The organism is Shewanella sp. HN-41, from assembly GCF_000217915.1.
Lineage (GTDB): Bacteria > Pseudomonadota > Gammaproteobacteria > Enterobacterales > Shewanellaceae > Shewanella.
In genome coordinates, this window is record NZ_AFOZ01000013.1 from 40,153 (window position 1) to 58,967 (window position 18,815).

Sequence of the window (18,815 nt, forward strand, 5' to 3'; positions counted from 1 at the left end):
CTCCTTATCCGTAAATCGCCATTGCACCGTGGGATAAGTGCCAACGCTTTTGCATAAATGCGGCGCATTCTTCACTGTGGGTGACCATCAAAATACTGGTTTGGCTTTCTTTGGCAAGTTCGCATAGCAGCGCCATCACTTGCTTACCGGATATATCATCTAAGTTACCCGTGGGTTCATCAGCAAGCAGCAAGGTTGGTTTATGGGCTAAGGCGCGGGCGATGGCAACCCGCTGTTGTTGGCCGCCGGACAGGGCCTCCACTTGGCGGTGAAGCAGTGGTGTTAGCCCAAGTTTTTCAACCAGATAGTCACACCAAGTTGACCACGGCAGCCCCGTTAAACTTAAGGGAAAGGCGATATTGTCTTTCACATTGAGTGGTGTGAGTAAGTTAAATTGTTGAAACACAACGCCTAAGGAATTGCGCCTGAAACGGCTCCAATCTTTGTCTTGCCAAGTTGACGTGGATGCTTGTTCTAGCAGGATTTCGCCCGAGTCTGGCATTTCAAAACCGGCGATCAGATTGAGCAAGGTGCTCTTGCCGCTGCCACTGGGACCCGTGAGTGCCACGGTTTCCCCCCTGTTGATCTGCAGATCGACCGCATGTAGCACTTGATGATATTGCTCGCCATCGCGAAAGCCCTTGGTGACTTGGTTAAGCTTAGCGACGGGGTTAAGTTGAGTGACGTCGGCCATTGAGCAACTCCCGTATGCAGTTGTGGTTAGCAAGATTACACGCTGTGCAGCTAATCTAGCATTACCAGCCCATGTTTAACATAAAGCATTTCTTATTCAGATAAATACTGATTTTTACGCGGATGGGATCATCAAAGGATAACAAAATATAACCCAGCATCTGCTGTAAAAAACATCAATTGAATTAAATCCTGCGTGAACTGTGAGCAAATGGGCTTGAGCTATTGGATGCTTTATTGCATGCTGTGCGCCCTGTTAGATTGAGTACAAAACTCGATTTAACAATCCGTTCGGATGAAGGTAGCAGGAGAGTGGGGATGTAACCCCACACCGACGAGGCAACTTTGGTTTTATCGAAGCGAGTCTTCTTATAAAAACAAAGCACTCTTTCAGGTGCCGTAAGGCGTGGACTGTTACTGGACGAGCCTCTGGAGAGACCACCAATTGCACTTAGCTTTATAGTGCAGTCAGATGGCGCCGAAGGCGAAAGTGTTGTGGGTTATTAACCTGCGGCGCGAAACGCTCAGGCAAAAGGACAGAGGAGAGGATGACTGCACAGTCCCTGTCGTTTGTCGTCGTGGGCTATTTTTACCTTTGCTTGAGATGGCGCACCTTTGCATCTATTGAAAGCACTCGTTGAGAGTACTCGCTTGCCACGCATTTCGCGTTTAGCTTAGGCGAATCTCAGTCGAGAACAGGCTAAAAATAGTTTGCAATAGCGTCCGACTGCGGCGCGTCACAGCCATTTCTTTTCCTCCTCCGTTTATTAATTTTGTTGTTTAATATTCGAGGAATATCATGAGTTTTCAAGCTTTACTTGCCAGCATTAATGGCATCGTCTGGGGCCCAATCACCCTTTGTTTGCTGGTGGGCACGGGGATTTATCTCACTGCGCGCCTCAAACTTATCCAAGTTTTTCGACTGCCTATGGCGCTGGGATTGTTATTTAAACCAGCCAAAGGTCATGGGGATTTATCTTCCTTCGCGGCGCTTTGTACTGCGTTGTCCGCTACCATAGGCACGGGCAATATTGTCGGCGTGGCGACAGCCATCAAAATGGGCGGGCCGGGCGCATTATTTTGGATGTGGTTGGCGGCATTTTTCGGCATGGCGACTAAATATGCCGAGTGTATGTTGGCAGTAAAATATCGCACTACCGATGCTCGCGGACAGATTGCTGGTGGACCTATGTACTATATCGAACGCGGCCTTGGTCTGCCTTGGATGGCGAAATTGTTCGCTATCTTCGGGGTTGGTGTGGCCTTTTTCGGTATCGGGACTTTTGCACAGGTTAACGCCATCAGCGATGCGCTGACGATTGCCTTTGAGGTGCCGACTTGGTTGACAGCGACCGTGTTGACTGTGTTAGTTGCCGCAGTCACTTTAGGTGGGGTAAAGCGAATTTCGAATGTGGCGCAAAAACTAGTGCCTGCCATGTCGATTGGCTATGTGCTGGCTTGTGTATGGATCTTAGTCGGATTTTATGAGCAAATTTTACCCGTCCTAGGGTTAGTGATTGAATCGGCCTTTACGCCAGTCTCGGCCGCGGGTGGATTTTTAGGCGCGACAGTCGCGCAGGCGATCCAAATCGGTATTGCCCGTGGTGTATTCTCCAATGAGTCAGGCCTCGGTAGTGCACCTATCGCAGCGGCAGCGGCTAAGACCAATGAACCCGTTGAGCAAGGTTTGGTCAGCATGACGGGCACCTTCTTCGATACCATCATCATTTGTACTATGACGGGCTTAGTATTGATCATCACCGGCGTCTGGAGCGGTGAAACAGCGGGCGCGGCCATGACGAGCGCGGCGTTCGCCCTCGGTGGATCTGCGGTTGTGGGTCAGTATCTGGTGACCATTGCCTTAGTCTGTTTTGCGTTTACCACTATATTGGGCTGGCACTATTATGGTGAGCGCTGTTGGTACTACTTAGTCGGCGAGCGCGGTTTACGCTTGTATCAAGTGGTATTTGTGGTGCTGATCGCGAGTGGGGCTTTTATTAAACTCGATCTGATTTGGCTGCTTGCGGATACGGTCAATGGTTTAATGGCTATCCCTAACTTGATTGCCATTTTAGGGCTACGTCAGGTGATTATTGCGGAAACTCAACGTTATTTTGAGCGAATGTTTTCTAAGGGGTCATTAGATGCGGTTTATTAATGTTGTGAAAACAATATATTAGTTCACATTATTTTAACTTTGAGATTGTCGCCACAGGGTTCTTCGTTTACTTTATAGGAGTTACCCTAAAATGGGTGCATTAAAACGGGGGCTTTGAGGCGACGCCATGGATAAAAGTAAACTTCGTACCTTTCGCAGCAAAATTCTATCTCATATTGCGCTGCCTTTAATTCTTATCATGACGGCCGTTTACGGCATTAATGCTTGGTTTAATTATCTTTCTATCGAGCGAAAGCTATACGACTCCTTAGCTCAGGAATCCACTAATTCTGGGTATCGTTTACAACTGTTGCTCGAACATGCGCAGGCCAATACTCAAGGCGTTGCCGATTTTATTGGTTTTTTATCCAATAAGGAGGGGATTAATAATAGTGAGAAAATCAGGCGGGTGTTGACCAATCGCCTAGAGCGTAACCCGGATTTTTATGGTTCAGCCGTTGCGTTTAAACCTTATACCTTCCCCGATAAAAAACTCTTTTCCCCCTATGTTTACCGCGATGGTAACAACTTCCATTACTTGGATATTGGCGCCGAGGGTTATGACTATACCGATGGTTCTTGGGATTGGTGGTCTAAGGCAATCAATCAGGCGGGAGGCTATTGGTCTAAGGCTTACTTTGATGAGGGCGCGGGAAATACCTTAATGGTGACTTATTCGGTCCCCTTTGGCCCTAAAAATGATTACTTTGGGGTAGCGACGGTCGATTTGGCGCTCAATAAATTGCCTGAGCAGCTAGGTGTGCAGCCGAGCCAATTAGTGGTTATCGATGATCAAGAGCGATTCATTTTCCACAGTGATAAAGAGAAAGTGCTGGCGGTGACGTCGGCCGAGTGGCTCGATAGGAATACCCGCCGAAACGGTGATTTTTGGGCATTATTGGATAAGGGCTTAAACGGACAAGCGCGTTTTATCGATGATAAGAGTACTGTGTATCTCGCCAGTGTTACCTCTGTGGCTAAGCTCAAATGGCGGGTCATAGTGATGGTGCCAGAGCAGCAGCTGTTTACTACGCTGCTAGATGATGTTGCTTCTGTAGTACTCAATCTCAGCCTATTAACCCTATTACTATTGCTCACTTGCTACCTAGCCGCTAAGCGCTTAACGCGGCCGCTTGAAGCATTGGAGTCGGGGATCTTGGCCTTCGGTCAAGGGAAAACCCAACAGCTAGCGATCCCTAAAGGCGCCGTGAGCGAGATAGTGACGTTAAGCGAAACCTTTAATCAAATGACAGAGTTACTGGCCGAACGGGAACAGGCTATTTTAGATTCCCGCGGTAACCGTTTCGCTCGTTTGATCGATGGTATGAGCGAAAAGTCCTTTTATTGTTCCCTCGACCCCGATGGCCATCTGGCTCAAGTGAGTGAGGGGGTGACTAAGGTATTGGGGATCTCTCCTGATCTATTAAAGCGCAAATATCAAAGACTCTTCTCGGCCAATCCCCTCAATGAGAAGAATTGGGAATATACCGACTTGGCTTTGAAAGGCCAAAATGTCCCCTCACATCAGGTTGAAATGATCGATGATAAGGGCCACCCAAGGAGACTCGATGTTTTTATGCAGCCCTTAGTCTCAGATTCGGGCGAATTAATGTCGGTGGAGATGTTATTTACCGATGTCACAGAGCAATTTTCGGCCGCCGCTTGGTCTAATGCCGTGCTGGAGGCCGCACCCGAGGCTATGTTGATTGTCGACCAAGTGGGTAAGATTGTGTTTACAAACACACGCTGCCAGCAGCTCTTTGGTTATGACTCCCAGGCCATGCTGGGCATACAGGTTGAGACACTATTGCCAGAAGCCTTTGCAAATACACCGGGGCGCGACAGGGGGCAATTTACCCTAGAGAGGCGTGAGCGCTCAGTGGATAATGCGCGTCATGTGCGCGCCTTAAAGGCCAATGGTAGCGAGTTTGTTGCCGAAATCGCCTTGAGTATGCTCCCCGCTGACATCCATGGCAGCCAGCAGCTGGCTGCATCCATTCGGGATATGACCCAAAAAATTGCCGTTGAACAAAAAATTCGCGACAGCGAACTGCGTTTCCGAGGGCTAGTGACTAATATTCCGAGTGCCGTATATCGCACCCGGATCGGTGATGTATGGGTCATAGAATATATCAGCGACAATATCGCCGATATTACCGGTTACGCCGCAAGTCAATTTATTGAGAATCGTCAACGCACATTTGCCTCCTTGATTTTGGAAGAGGATCTTGCCCTATGCCATAGCCATATCGACAGGGCGTTGGCACAACAGGAAACCTTCGAGGTGGAATACCGTATTCGCCACCGCGATGGCAGCATTCGCTGGGTACACGAAAAAGGTAAGGCAAGTTACAATGAGGATGGCTTCCCTCTTTGGTTTGATGGCAGTATCGATGATATTACCGAGAGTAAACTCGCCTTAGTCGAACTTGAGGCATCACGTCAGCAACTGACGAATATTACTGAGTCTATCCCTTGTACTGTGTACCAACTGCGGTGGAATTCGCCATCGGACCGCGCATTTACTTTCCTTTCCGCCGCCGCTATCCATATGTTGGGGCTGCACCGTGATGATTTGATGAATGATTTCGATATCATTGCCGAGCGGATCTTCGATGAAGAACGCCCCGATGTCGTGCGGGCTCTGGCGGGCAAGAGCGACGACAAGCTGCAATGGTTACGTGAGTTCCGTTATCGTCACCCTAATGGCAGTACTCGTTGGATGGAAGCGGGTGCCAGCGGCCATATGATGCAAGATGGGGCGATCATCTGGAATGGCTATGTGATGGACATTACCGAGCGTAAAGCGATTGAAGAAGAGCTGGCGGTCAGTGAAGCACACTTTAAGGCACTTTTCGATGGCGCGACCATTGGCATAGTGAACGTGGATGCTAAAGGCGTTATCCTCGATTGCAATGAGCAATTCAGTGAGGATATAGGCCAAAGCCGAGATGAGCTGTGTAATACACCTATTTTCGAGGTGCTCAGTCCCAAGGACAAAGGGATCGCTAAGGAACAGTTTAAGAAGTTAACTGAGGGTAAGATAGAGCAATACCGTGGAGAACGCCGCTTTATTCATCCCTCGGGCAAACCTTTGTGGATGACGGTCAATGTGTCGGCGCTCTTGGATAGTAAGGGACAGTTTAGTTCTGCGGTCATGAGCATGGTCGATATGACTGAGCTTAAATTGCTGTCGGACGAGTTGCTTATCGCCAAGGAAGAGGCCGATGCGGCCAGTAAGGCGAAGGGGGATTTCCTTGCCAACATGTCCCACGAAATTCGCACGCCCATGAATGCCATTATCGGTATGTCACAGTTGTGCTTGCAGACCGAACTCGATAAGAAGCAAAAAAACTATGTGGAAAAAATAGAGCGGGCTTCGCAATCTTTACTCTCGATCATTAATGATATCCTCGATTTTTCTAAGATCGAAGCGGGTAAGCTGGATATAGAATCAGTGCCATTCCAGCTTGATACTATGCTGGAAGATCTCAGTGACATGTTCTCCGAAAAAGCCGCACACAAGCAGCTGGAGTTGTTGTTTGCCGTTGCTCCCAATGTGCCTCGGCACCTATTTGGCGACTCACTGCGTTTAGGCCAAGTGCTGATCAACCTGATGAACAATGCGATTAAGTTTACTGAGCGTGGCGAAGTATTGCTGTCGCTAAACTTAGTCGAGCAGCAGAACGACGATGTGACCCTACGTTTTAGTGTGCGGGATAGCGGGATAGGTTTAACCGATGAGCAGCAAGCAAAATTGTTCAAATCTTTTAGTCAGGCGGATACTTCCACTACACGTAAATACGGTGGCACTGGCCTAGGCTTAGCGATCTGTAAGCAGTTAGTCGAACTGATGGGCGGCAGTATTGGGGTTGAGAGCCAGTTTGGACATGGCAGTACCTTCTACTTTACTGTGAAATTACAAATCTCTAGCGGTCAAAAATTAGTAATAGGCCAAGAGCTTGAAGGTATGTCTGTGTTGGTGGTCGACGATAATGCGACCGCAAGGGACATCATGCGCACAACCCTCGAGGGAATGGGCTTCTTGGTCGATACGGTTCGCTCGGGGGATGAAGCCGTTAATCGCTGCACTCAGCGAGACTATGCGGTGGCGTTAATCGACTGGAAAATGCCGAATTTAGATGGTTTAGATACGGCAAGGCAAATTCTACAACAGGCGAAAACACCCCCTCGGATCTTGATGGTATCGGCCCATGCTAATCAAGAGTTTTTAACCCAAATAGAGCAGTTGGGTTTAGCGGGGTATATCAGCAAGCCTATTAGCGCATCACGCCTGCTCGATGGCATTATGAACGCACTCGGCCGCGCTGGCATTCTGCCAGTAAGACGGCACAATGAGGCACTCGATCCTCAGCTCCTATTACCGCTTAAGGGTAAGCGTATCCTCTTGGTCGAAGACAATGAGATGAATCTTGAGGTGGCAACCGAGTTCTTGGAACAGGTCGGGATTATTTTATCCATAGCAACCAACGGCCAAATTGCCTTGGACAAGTTAATGCAACAGAGTTTTGACTTAGTGCTGATGGATTGCCAAATGCCCGTTATGGACGGTTATCAAGCCACTAAGGCATTGAGGCAACGCCCTGAACTTGCCGAACTGCCCGTGATCGCCATGACGGCAAATGCGATGGCGGGTGACAGGGAAATGTGCATTCGCGCTGGAATGAACGATCATATCGCCAAGCCTATCGAAGTGAACATTCTCTACCAGACCCTGCTTAAGTATCTGGCGGCGGATAGTCCCGACGTTATTGCTGATACCCAGGAACAGGGAGGAGAGACTAAAGCTCTCAATACCGACCTCGCGTTAATGGTGAAGTGGCCAGAGCATCCCGAATTGGATATCGATAGGGGATTACAGTTAGTACAAAATTCCAGCCGTTTGTACCAACGGATTTTTGAACGTTTTTTAAGCGGTCAACGACATGTCGTTGAGGCGATAAACAGGGCAATTGCCGCTAACAAACCTGAGGAGGCCATTAGGCTCGCCCATACCCTTAAAGGGCTAGCAGGCAATTTAAGTTCGACTAAATTAGCCGAGCTTGCCCGGCAATTAGAATTACACTTGAGTGAAGGTAGCCCATACCAAGCTGAACTTGAACAAATTCAAGTGCTAGTGGCGTCGATTTGTGAGGCCATAGAGAAAGTTAAGCCTGAGCACGAGCATCTGGTGCCGGTCGAGGCAAATATATTGCCAGAAGCGTCTTTGATCGCGGCGCTAAAACGCTTGCGCCAGAGTTTAGAGGATGCGGATGCGCAGGCGGTAGTGCAAATTGATGCATTAAAACCCCAAGTGAATGCCAAGTTATGGCGGCAGTTAAGTCCCGCACTGACAATGATCAATCAATATCAGTTTGATGAAGCGGTCGATCTGATTGATGAGGTTATCGCTGAATTAGCGTAGCTGTTTACGGATGAAGCCTACAGCACAAAGGCCTAGATAAGAGTATAGAGTGAGGTGAAGTTGATCATGGAAAAGGCAACGATCTTAGTCGTCGATGATACCCCAGAGAACATCGATATCTTAGTGGGAATACTCGGGGACGATTATAAAGTCAAAGTGGCTATCGATGGACCAAGGGCGTTGGCTTTGGTGGCAAAAGCACAGCCGGATCTGATATTACTCGATGTAATGATGCCGGGAATGAATGGCTACGAGGTGTGCAAACTGCTGAAACAGGAGCCGCTGACCTGCCATATCCCAGTGATTTTTGTGACAGCCCTATCCGAGGTCGCTGATGAAACCCAAGGATTCGAACTGGGCGCAGTGGACTACATCACTAAGCCTGTGAGTGCCCCAATAGTGAAGGCTAGGGTAAAAACCCAGCTTGCACTATACGATCAAAAACGTCTTCTAGAGCAACAGGTTAAAGAACGCACCCAGGAACTAGAAGATACTCGTTTTGAGATTATTCGCCGTTTAGGCCGCGCCGCCGAATATAAAGATAACGAAACTGGCTTACACGTAGTGCGCATGAGTCATTACGCACGTTTACTCGCGGTCAAGCTGGGCCTGCCAAGCTCCTTCTGCGACCTACTCTATAATGCGGCGCCAATGCATGATATTGGCAAAATTGGCACGCCCGATGCGGTGCTTAAAAAGCCCGGTAAGCTTGATGGGGAAGAATGGGAGATTATGAAACAACATGCGACCATAGGGGCTGAGATCATCGGTGAGCACAGCGATCCCTTATTGCAAATGGCCCGTCGCATCGCCTTAACCCACCATGAAAAGTGGGATGGCTCCGGTTATCCCAATGGTTTAGTTGGAGAGGAAATCCCCATAGAGGGGCGCATAACTGCCATTGCGGATGTGTTTGATGCGCTCACATCCCTGCGCCCCTACAAGCAGCCTTGGACTATTGAAGCGACAATGGAATTGCTTGAAAGCCAAGCAGGGCAGCATTTTGACCCTAAGTTAGTGGAGGAGTTTAAGCAAATTTTGCCAGAGGTGATAGTAATTAGAGATACTTATCTTGAACACTAACATTCCGATAATAAGGGCGCTGCTAGCGCCTTTATTATCGGGAGGATTCTCACCTTAAAGTATTAGGCTTCATCTAATGAGTAGGGTAGGGCTTGGATTGTTAAGCTGGACTCTTCATCATCGGCAAAACGCAACTTAGCCTGACTCTCGGTGTCGTTGGCGAGCACTGCGGTCAATAGGACTTGGTTACCACGTTGTACAAACTCGATAATATGGCCGCCACGGCGGAAGCCATCTTCCATAGCGATTTCAAGACTTGACTCTAGGTTGATTTGAAGATGAGTGTGGCCATGCAGAATATACAGGGCGCGTTTATTGCCGCCGCGATATTTCATCCGCGCTATGGTTTCTTGCCCCATGTAACAGCCCTTGTTGAAGCTAATGCCGTTAACCGCTTGTAGATTGCACATCTGCGGTACGTATTGACTGGCATGACTGGCGGCAAGATTTGGATAACCCGCTGAAATCTCTAATGCTTGCCAAGCGCTGGCATCAAATACGCTCAGTGCCGATTTAGCGACTAAAGCCGCTGCAGTCTCTGGGGGTAATACTAATATAAAACGATCTGTATCTTTTAATATCGCTCCCTTGTCTATCAAGGTCAGTTCTTGGGTGATCTCACCAAAATGCTCGCTTATAAATTGGCTTGCTTGTTCGCCAGCAACACCGAGCAGAGTCCATTCATCGGATGCCTTGCTTAAGGTGGCTTTGCTAAATACGGCATATTTTTGCAGTTGGGGTAAATCAACTTCGATGACATCCTTCGGCATCAGCATAAAGAGCGCATCTTGGATAGCAAAGGTCCTGAAACTGGCTAACATTTTACCCTTAGGGTCACAATGGGCTCCCCAGCGCCACTGGTTATCGGCTAATGAGCTGATGTCTGTGGTCACTTGGCCATGGATGAAACTGCGGCCCTGTTCTCCAACCACTTTGATCAGGCCCATATGAGATAAGTTGGCGAGCATTAGTGGAGGCAAGGAAGCGTCCAGATCCCAATGGGGTGTAGAAACTGAAATAGTCATAGCGAGATCCTGAAAATGAAGACGATGTGAGAGGCTAGATTGTAACGGAATTCCAGTAGGCTCAAAAGCATAAGGCGCACATATCTGTGAATGATATGTGCGCCTCAGTATGTGCGCTTTAGCCGATATGCTTAATAGGGTTGGGCATAAATCTTAAAACAGCACGCGGGTACGCAGTGTCCCTTCAATCGCCTTCAACTCAACCAAGGCCTCTTCGGCTTGGTGAGTGTCGACTTCCATCACCACATAACCAATCTCTGCGGTGGTTTGCAGATATTGTGCGGCAATGTTGATGCCTTTTTCCGAGAAGGCTTTGTTGATTTTGATCAGCACGCCTGGGCGGTTTTGGTGGATATGCAGTAAGCGTGAGGTGCCTTTATGCATTGGCAGTGATACTTCAGGGAAGTTAACCGCAGAAACGGTCGAGCCGTTGTCTGAATACTTAGCTAACTTGCCAGCGACTTCGATACCAATGTTTTCTTGAGCCTCAGCCGTGCTACCCCCCACGTGGGGCGTGAGCAATACGTTGTCTAGGCCGCGCAGTGGGCTGATAAATTCATCATCATTCGATTGCGGCTCTACGGGGAACACATCGATCGCGGCGCCCGCGAGGTGGCGCTCTTTTAAGGCGACGGTTAAGGCATCGATATCGACCACAGTACCGCGTGATGCGTTGATAAAGATGCTGCCTTTACGCATAGCGGCAAATTCGGCGGCGCCTATCATGTCCTTGGTTTGTGGGGTTTCTGGAACGTGTAAACTCACAACATCAGCCTGCGCCAGCAATTGCTCCATTGAATGGATTTGCTGTGCATTGCCCAGCGGCAGTTTGTCTTCGATATCGAAGAACACAACGCGCATGCCCAGAGTCTCAGCCAAAATGCCAAGCTGAGTACCAATATGGCCGTAACCAATCACGCCGAGGGTTTTACCTCGCACTTCGTAGCTGCCTGCGGCGGTCTTCATCCAGCCGCCGCGGTGGGCGATAGCGTTACGCTCAGGGATACCACGCATTAGCATAATGATCTCGCCAATCACTAACTCGGCAACACTGCGAGTGTTAGAAAATGGCGCGTTAAATACGGGGATACCAAGGGATTCGGCGGTGGCAAGATCAACTTGGTTAGTACCAATACAGAAGCAACCGATCGCGATTAACTTCTCGGCACGTTTCAACACATCGGCAGTTAATTGGGTGCGCGAACGAAGACCCACAAAGTGCGCATCTTTGATGGACTCGAGTAAGGCTTCATCACCCAAAGAGGCTTTGTGATATTCGATATTGGTGTAACCCGCACGTTCAAATACATCTACCGCAGATTGGTGGACGCCTTCCAACAGCAGGATCTTGATCTTATCCTTGTCCAGCGAATGTTTCGCCATGATATGGGTACCCTCTAATTAATAGAAATGTTTCTTATGATATGCTGACAGCCTTTCGCCACCAAAGTAGCACTTTTTTTGCTCAGTGTGGAGGGCTAGATGGCTAAAGTTAATATTCTAAATTTAGAACAATATCGCATAAGAGGAAGAAACATTGAATAACAAAATCGCTTGGTGCGGTATTTACCTCTCAGTTCTCGTATGGTCGGCGATAAAACCTGCAGATCCTTTTACCTGGTGGCTCGAAGCCTTGCCCGCATTAGTGGCTGTACCTCTATTATTTTTTACCCGTAAACGCTTTCCACTCACGCCCTTAGTCTATTTTCTCATCCTAGTACATTGCGGTATTTTATTTGTTGGTGCCCATTACACCTATGCCGAAGTGCCTTTGTTCGACACACTCGCCCAGTGGATGGGATCGGAGCGCAATAATTACGACAAGATAGGCCATTTTGCCCAGGGCTTTATTCCTGCGCTGTTGGCGCGTGAAATCATGTTACGTCATCAAGCTGTTAAGCCAGGGGCTTGGTGTGCATTTTTGGTGACTTGTTTTGTATTGGCATTTTCAGCTTTCTATGAGTTGATCGAATGGTGGGTCGCTGCTGCAACGGGTGAGGGCGCCGAGGCCTTTTTAGGCACCCAAGGTTATATATGGGATACCCAATCGGATATGTTTTTGGCATTAATAGGTGCGATAGTGGCGTTGCTGTTGTTATCTCGTCAGCAGGATAAGCAAATCGCAAGGTTGTTGGCCCACTCATAGCAAGTTATTCTTAATATAGGCATTTATGCCCTAAAAGCGCTGGCTTCATGGGCATTTTCGCTCTCCAAATTGCACCTCTCAATGTTAAATTTTTGTTTAAACTTTCGATTGATGTTTATCTATACCCAAGCTACCTGAAGATACTAGTTTCAGAGCGCCTAGGGTGCTTCAATTCAAGGCGCATCAATGAAAGAATGTCGGCCACCTTTTGAATTGATGCAACACGGAAGTGGAGTGCCCTAGGCGCTCCGTCCCGGCGGGTTTTAACGCACTTTATACTGCGTTGGTTATTTTTAACTTAGCCCGCTAGGTCTGCAAATAACCGCCTTGCCTAAAGTGCGTTAAATTCCCGCTGAATCCTGCATCTCCAGGTTGTTTGGGTATAGACTAAGGTGTAGTGGCTGACATCTTCTTTGTCACAGCTTAGTATTTATCACTATATAAGCGTTATCCCCTAGTGAGTTAGTCGAACGTACTACATATAAATAGTCATTATTAGTACATTTGGGTTATAGCATTCATTGGGTAACTAGTCAGAATGGCTAGGCTAATTAAATGTTTAATGATGCGTTGTAGGCAATTTCAATAAGTCTCATGCAGAAGAGAAATAGATACTTTTCAGGGAGAAGAGTAAAGTGAGCATAATCAATGAGTTGGTTTTCTTACATCAAGTGGCTGCACCTTGCCATTTAGCGATACTCGCAGAGTCCATGGGGCTAAAAACACGGATAGTTAAACACGCTGCTGAATTAGATTTAGATAAGAGCCACCGCAGCTTTTGCCTTATTGCGCAAAAAGGGGCGGCATTAGATAACAAAGGTATTCCCCTGTTGGCATCCCGTTTAGTGTCCCATTTTCCCGTTGCACTCTATCAAGTTGAACGTAATTCCTTAGATCAAGAGTCTGCTATGTTACTCGGCATTCGCGGACTTTTATTTGCTGATCAGCGTATGGATTTGATGTTGACAGGGCTGCGTAAAATGGTGGCCGATGAACTTTGGTATGATAGAACCCTACTGAGCAAAATGTTTCGCCGCGTCGTACAAAAATTAGATGGTAACAATGAGATGCCCGCCGATACAGTGGCTATGCTGCAAATGCTAACATCCCGTGAGCGGACCATTATTCAATTCGTTTCCAGTGGTGCGAGAAATAAAGAAATCGCTCACAGATTATGCATTAGCGAACATACAGTGAAAGCGCATATCTCTTCTATTTTCAGAAAGACCCAATCCCGTAACCGTGTTGAGCTGTTACGTTGGGCGCAGACCTACCAAACCCATTTCGAGTTTTGCAGTTAGACTGGTATTTTCAACGCTTGCTTGGAACAATAAAACGGGAACATTGATGTCAATGTTCCCGTTTTATTTAATGGTCACGCCCTATTAATTAGGCCTGCTCGACAGAAGTGAGCCTTAATATTGCACTACAGTCGCAACGTTCATATCGCCCGATTGGGTCACGCTGATGCTGTTGTTATCTCCCGCTTGAGAGCCTAACACTAAATTGTCATTACCTGTTTGGCTGATTAGTAGGCTATTGTTATCACCACTCACTGCAAATGAGCTGGCTGCAAATGAACTACCGCTATCGCCACCCACCCAGTTACCACTGCCTGATTGAGTGATTTGTGCTGAGTTTTCATCGCCTTCGATAATTAAATCGATAAGGTTCAGATCGCCATGGTGTTGCAGTGCGGTCACATCGGCATTGTTGTTACCAGCAACAGTAATGATGGTTTCGTTTTGACCGCCATCTTGTTCTACATCGACTTCGTTATCGTTACCCGTTGCGTCGACATAAGCAAAGTTCACATCGCCTTCTTGGCTGATTTCAATGCTGTTGTCTTCACCGGTTGCGAAGGCAACGAGTTCGTTGTTATCACCCTTAGAAGATAAGTCGAAGTCGTTGTCGGTGCCATAAGCGCCAAAGGTGGCAAAGTTAGTATCGCCGCGTTGTTTTAAGTCAACGTCGTTGCTATCGCCCCACACTTGGAACTCAGCACCGTTGCTATCACCCTTTTGTTTGATGCTGATATCGTTATCGCTACCTTGAATATCGGCCACTAAGGTATCACCTACAGTATTGCTGTCGCCGTCTTGAGCGATATCGATGCTGTTATCATCGCCTGTAGTCATTGATAGGTAAGCCGTATTGCTGTTACCTTCCTGTTTCATCGTGATATCGTTGTCACTACCCGCTAAGGCGTAAACGAAGCCCACATGGCTGTCACCCTTTTGGTAGATATCGATACTGTTGTCGTTACCCGCAACCCCTTTAGCAGCACCAAAGTTACTGTTACCAATTTGCTCAACAGATACGTCGTTGTTGTTGCCGACGTTGGCGGTCAGATCGAGTGCAATTAAACCCGCTTGGTTGTTATCACCATATTGTTTGATATCGCCGTCGTTGTTATCACCTTCAACGCGGAATACGGCAAGGTTAGTATCACCTTCTTGCTCTACGAAAGCGCTGTTTTCATTACCTGTGATTTCAACATAGCTTTCATTAACCTCACCTAATTGGTTAACTGAAACTAGGTTGTCATTACCAACGACATCGTTACTGCTTTGGTTATAGTAACCATCCTGAGTCACTTCGGCTTGGTTGTTATTGCCAGTGACATTAACACTTGCCACATGCCAATCGGTTTGTTGGCTAACAGTCACATCGTTGGCATCGCCCGTTGAATTAACTTGGGCTTCATGCCATACCCCATCCTGAAGCACTGTTGCGGTTTGGTCATTACCGGTTTGTACAAGCGTCGTGGCATTGAGCTGACCAGTTTGAGCGACGAGTGCCTCTTGGCCTTGGCCAGTTTGTGTAACACCTATGTCGCTAACAACACTCGCTGCCAGTGCATGACCGCTTAAACCCGCCGTGATCGCTAAAGCAATTAAAGACTTTTTAGCTTGTGATTTCATGTGACTCTCCCTGTTTAATATTGAGTAATTGTGATTGCAGCACCGTCTGCAATCTGCTCTATCGAAAAATTGCCGCTTCCTAGTTGGTTCAATTGCACTAGATTGTTGTTACCAATCTGAGTAATCGAAGCCGTATTTTGAGTGCCGACTTGCAGTAGTTGAACTTCATTATCTGAACCAATCTGAGTCACAAAGGCGCTGTTATCCATGCCCACTTGCGTCACATAGGCGTCGTTATTGCTGCCGGATTGGAACAGTAAACTCTGATTAGCGGTTCCTTGTTGCACTAGGTCGATAAGATTATCGCGCCCAGAACGTTCCAGAAGAGCTTGCAGAGTGATTGGCAACTCGCTGACATCGGCCGCGTAGGACGATGCCATACAACTACATAACAAGATGAGCAGTACCAAAAAGCGTGAATATGGATTTGGCACAAAAGACCCCTTGTATGCATAGGTGTTTGGGGAGGGGTTGAATATAACCCCCCCAACTCAGGCACCAAGGTACGGGCCATAGAGGGGAGAGACAATCGGCCGAAAGGGTATTTATTTACCTAGGAGTGAGCTAAATTTCATCGGGGTGATTTATGTATAATTAATTGAATTTAAATTAGTTTGTATAAGGTTTGTGGCTAACTTGGGGATTTTATCTAGCCAACTAGGTCTAGTAGTTAAGTCGTATTTACGCCATGGCATCTTTTTTAAGTTGAAACATTATGGCAACAATTTGTAGGTAAACACGCCGGTTATTACCTTGTCAGTCCTCCTTTGCCCGATGCCATTGGGGGACGCTGCGGGATTATGGTGCCGGAACCTCAAAGTAAAGGACTATAGGAAATTTGTTATGTCGATAAAACTCTCACCACTGGCCCTAGCAATTGCGGCTGCAATGACGTTTTCAGCATTACCCGCAATGGCTAAGGATGCCCCTGTCTATGAAAAAGACTCGATTCTTGTGGTGTACAAAGACAATACGACCAAGGCAGAGCGAACCGCTGCCCAGCGTTTGATCCGCGGCACCTTAACTGACGCGAATGCCGATGGTGTGGATGATAAATTCAGGCACCTATTAAACGGGAAATTAGCTCGTTTGGCTCTGCGTAAAGGCGCCAATATTGAAGATGCCATTAAGGTGATCAGTCGCCATCCCGCAGTGAAATACGCCGAACCTAACTATATTCTCAAGGCGATTGGTACCCCAGATGACCCAAGTTTTGCGAGCCTCTGGGGGATGAATAATACTGGTCAGAGCGGCGGTAGCGCCGATGCCGATATCGATGCGGTTGAGGCTTGGGATATCACGACGGGGAGTGCCGATGTGGTTGTCGGCGTGATCGACACGGGTGTGGATTATAACCACACCGATCTGCAAGCCAATATGTGGGTCAATACGGGTGAAATTGCAGGTAATGGCGTGGATGACGATGGCAACGGGGTGATAGATGACGTTCATGGTTACAGTGCTGTGAATGATAATGGTAATCCAATGGACGGTAACGGCCACGGCACCCATGTTTCTGGCACTATTGGCGCTAAGGGTAACAATGGTGTGGGTGTGGTTGGGGTAAACTGGGACGTGAAAATTGCAGCTTGCCAGTTCCTCGATGCCGATGGTTACGGTTCAACGGCGGGGGCGATTGCTTGTATTGATTACTTCACAAATTTAAAAGTGAACCATGGTGTTGATATCAAAGCAACCAACAACTCTTGGGGGGGCGGTGGCTTTAGCCAAGCACTGAAGGATGCTATCGATGCTGGTGGTGAGGCGGGCATTTTGTTCGTGGCGGCGGCGGGTAACGATGCCGTCGATAATGATGCCAGCCCACACTATCCCTCAAGCTATGATTCCGAGGTTGTGCTGTCGATCGCCAGTACCGATCGCAACGATCATATGTCCGATTTCTCCCAGTGGGGATTGACGAGTGTCGATATGGGCGCGCCAGGTTCGGCGATCCTATCGACGGTTCCTGGTGGTTACGCTACCTATTCAGGGACATCCATGGCGACTCCCCATGTAACAGGCGCCGCGGCGTTAGTATGGTCGCTCAATCCCGACTTAACGCCTGTGGAGATGAAAGCACTGTTGATGGCCTCCGGTGATGCTAACGTCGATTTAACCGGTAAAACCGTTGCTGGAACCCGTCTCAATGTGGCGAATGCCCTCGAGCAGGCCAACCCCTCACCAAGTTATAAGTTCACTGTGTCACCGGCATCACAATCGGTCGAAGCGGGCAGCACAGCAAGCTATAACTTCAGTGTGGGGAGTGTGGCAGGTTGGGATGGTGACCTAGCATTGACTGTCAGTGTATCACCGGCACTCGAAGGGGTTTCGTTATCTAGTTCAACCGTTTCTGCGGGTGATTCATTTAGCTTAGATGTTGCGACAACCGCACAAACAGCTTGGGGGGATTACAGTATTACCGTGACGGGGAATGATGGTGCAGTCGAGAAGTCTAAAGTCGTTTCGCTGAATGTGTTCCCGCAGGGATTAAATGACTTTACCTATGGCAATGAGAACACGGTTGCGATTCCTGATAACAATGCCAATGGTATTGTGAGCACGATTGCAGTTGCCGATGATGTGCAGATTTTTGGCGTGACTGCCGATGTCAATATCAGCCACACTTGGATTGGTGACTTACGTGTCGTGCTAACTTCGCCTGTGGGCACCGAAGTGGTACTGCATAACCGTGATGGCGGCAGCGCCGACAATATCATTAAGAGCTGGGACTTAAGTGCGTTCGATGGTGAAAATGCACAGGGAACTTGGTCATTATCCGTGGACGATAATGCGGGCGCTGACACTGGTACTCTCAATAACTGGGGTTTAGTGATCAGTGGCTTAGGCGAAGCATCTCCAGCGGTCCCCGTCGCGGGCTTCGAGTTTGCCGTTGAAGGCTTAAGCGTCGCCTTTACCAACACCAGTACCGATGCAAACGATGATATCGTGAGCTACAACTGGGACTTTGGTGATGGTTCAAATTCTACTGAAATGAGCCCAAGTCATGTGTTCACCGCAGCTGGAACTTACACTGTGGCCCTCACAGTGACTGACTCAATGGAACACAGCAATACTGTGACCATGGAAGTTCAAGTGTATGAGCATAGTATCAATGCTTCTGTCACTCGAGCATTAGTCTCACGCCGTGGTAGCGCTATGGTGGATATTGCATGGAATAGTGCATTAGGTGACAGTGTGGCTCTTTACCGTGACGGTGAGTTGGTGGTGACCACAGAGAACGATGGTAACTACCGCGATCGTTTCACAACTTCGGCAAGCAGCGTGACTTATCAAGTGTGCGAAACGGAAGGGACTTTGTGTTCAGCCCCTATCCTTGCTCAATTTTAAGGGAAAACGCTTA

General features: G+C 48.1%; 11 protein-coding genes and 1 riboswitch. Of the genes, 6 read left to right on the forward strand and 5 right to left on the reverse strand.

Annotated elements, in window-relative coordinates; all coding sequences use genetic code 11:
• Positions 1 to 4: 4 nt before the first annotated feature.
• Positions 5 to 694 carry an ABC transporter ATP-binding protein gene (locus tag SOHN41_RS01810; protein ID WP_007644921.1) on the reverse strand — a complete coding sequence of 230 codons (690 nt, stop codon included), beginning with the start codon at positions 692 to 694 and terminating at the stop codon, positions 5 to 7.
• Positions 695 to 1,112: 418 nt separating this feature from the next.
• Positions 1,113 to 1,243, forward strand: a riboswitch (glycine riboswitch).
• A gap of 249 nt (positions 1,244 to 1,492) precedes the next feature.
• Here SOHN41_RS01810 and SOHN41_RS01815 point away from each other — a divergent pair.
• The 3 genes from SOHN41_RS01815 (at position 1,493) to SOHN41_RS01825 (ending at position 9,359) form a co-directional block, all read left to right on the forward strand.
• Positions 1,493 to 2,851, forward strand: a complete 1,359-nt coding sequence (locus SOHN41_RS01815) for an alanine/glycine:cation symporter family protein (protein ID WP_007644925.1) — start codon at positions 1,493 to 1,495, stop codon at positions 2,849 to 2,851.
• Between the two features lie 127 nt (positions 2,852 to 2,978).
• A complete protein-coding gene (locus SOHN41_RS01820; RefSeq protein ID WP_007644927.1) occupies positions 2,979 to 8,276 on the forward strand; it encodes a PAS domain S-box protein in 5,298 nt (1,765 codons plus the stop codon).
• Positions 8,277 to 8,342: 66 nt separating this feature from the next.
• Positions 8,343 to 9,359 (forward strand): response regulator, encoded by a 1,017-nt coding sequence (locus SOHN41_RS01825; protein ID WP_007644929.1) that lies wholly within the window; start codon positions 8,343 to 8,345, stop codon positions 9,357 to 9,359.
• A gap of 62 nt (positions 9,360 to 9,421) precedes the next feature.
• Here the strand turns inward: SOHN41_RS01825 and ygfZ are convergent, their stop codons facing one another.
• The gene (gene ygfZ / locus SOHN41_RS01830) at positions 9,422 to 10,384 is read right to left on the reverse strand and encodes a tRNA-modifying protein YgfZ (RefSeq protein ID WP_007644931.1); all 963 of its coding nucleotides are present in this window, start codon (positions 10,382 to 10,384) and stop codon (positions 9,422 to 9,424) included.
• 153 nt (positions 10,385 to 10,537) lie between these two features.
• The gene (gene serA / locus SOHN41_RS01835) at positions 10,538 to 11,767 is read right to left on the reverse strand and encodes a phosphoglycerate dehydrogenase (protein WP_007644933.1); all 1,230 of its coding nucleotides are present in this window, start codon (positions 11,765 to 11,767) and stop codon (positions 10,538 to 10,540) included.
• Positions 11,768 to 11,921: 154 nt separating this feature from the next.
• On the opposite strand from serA, the gene SOHN41_RS01840 reads away from it, so the two are divergent.
• Both SOHN41_RS01840 and SOHN41_RS01845 read left to right on the forward strand, forming a co-directional pair.
• Positions 11,922 to 12,530: a DUF2238 domain-containing protein gene (locus SOHN41_RS01840; RefSeq protein ID WP_007644935.1), complete on the forward strand. Its 609-nt coding sequence runs from the start codon at positions 11,922 to 11,924 to the stop codon at positions 12,528 to 12,530.
• A gap of 635 nt (positions 12,531 to 13,165) precedes the next feature.
• A complete protein-coding gene (locus SOHN41_RS01845; RefSeq protein WP_007644936.1) occupies positions 13,166 to 13,831 on the forward strand; it encodes a helix-turn-helix transcriptional regulator in 666 nt (221 codons plus the stop codon).
• 114 nt (positions 13,832 to 13,945) lie between these two features.
• Here the strand turns inward: SOHN41_RS01845 and SOHN41_RS01850 are convergent, their stop codons facing one another.
• Together SOHN41_RS01850 and SOHN41_RS01855 are read right to left on the reverse strand one after the other, a co-directional pair.
• Complete coding sequence (locus SOHN41_RS01850; protein WP_007644937.1) at positions 13,946 to 15,454, reverse strand: curlin; 1,509 nt, start codon at positions 15,452 to 15,454, stop codon at positions 13,946 to 13,948.
• A 14-nt stretch (positions 15,455 to 15,468) separates the two neighbouring features.
• Positions 15,469 to 15,888 carry a curlin gene (locus SOHN41_RS01855; protein WP_037457843.1) on the reverse strand — a complete coding sequence of 140 codons (420 nt, stop codon included), beginning with the start codon at positions 15,886 to 15,888 and terminating at the stop codon, positions 15,469 to 15,471.
• Positions 15,889 to 16,297: 409 nt separating this feature from the next.
• Here SOHN41_RS01855 and SOHN41_RS01860 point away from each other — a divergent pair, with 409 nt between their 5' ends.
• The gene (locus SOHN41_RS01860; RefSeq protein ID WP_007644939.1) at positions 16,298 to 18,802 is read left to right on the forward strand and encodes a S8 family serine peptidase; all 2,505 of its coding nucleotides are present in this window, start codon (positions 16,298 to 16,300) and stop codon (positions 18,800 to 18,802) included.
• Positions 18,803 to 18,815: the final 13 nt, after the last annotated feature.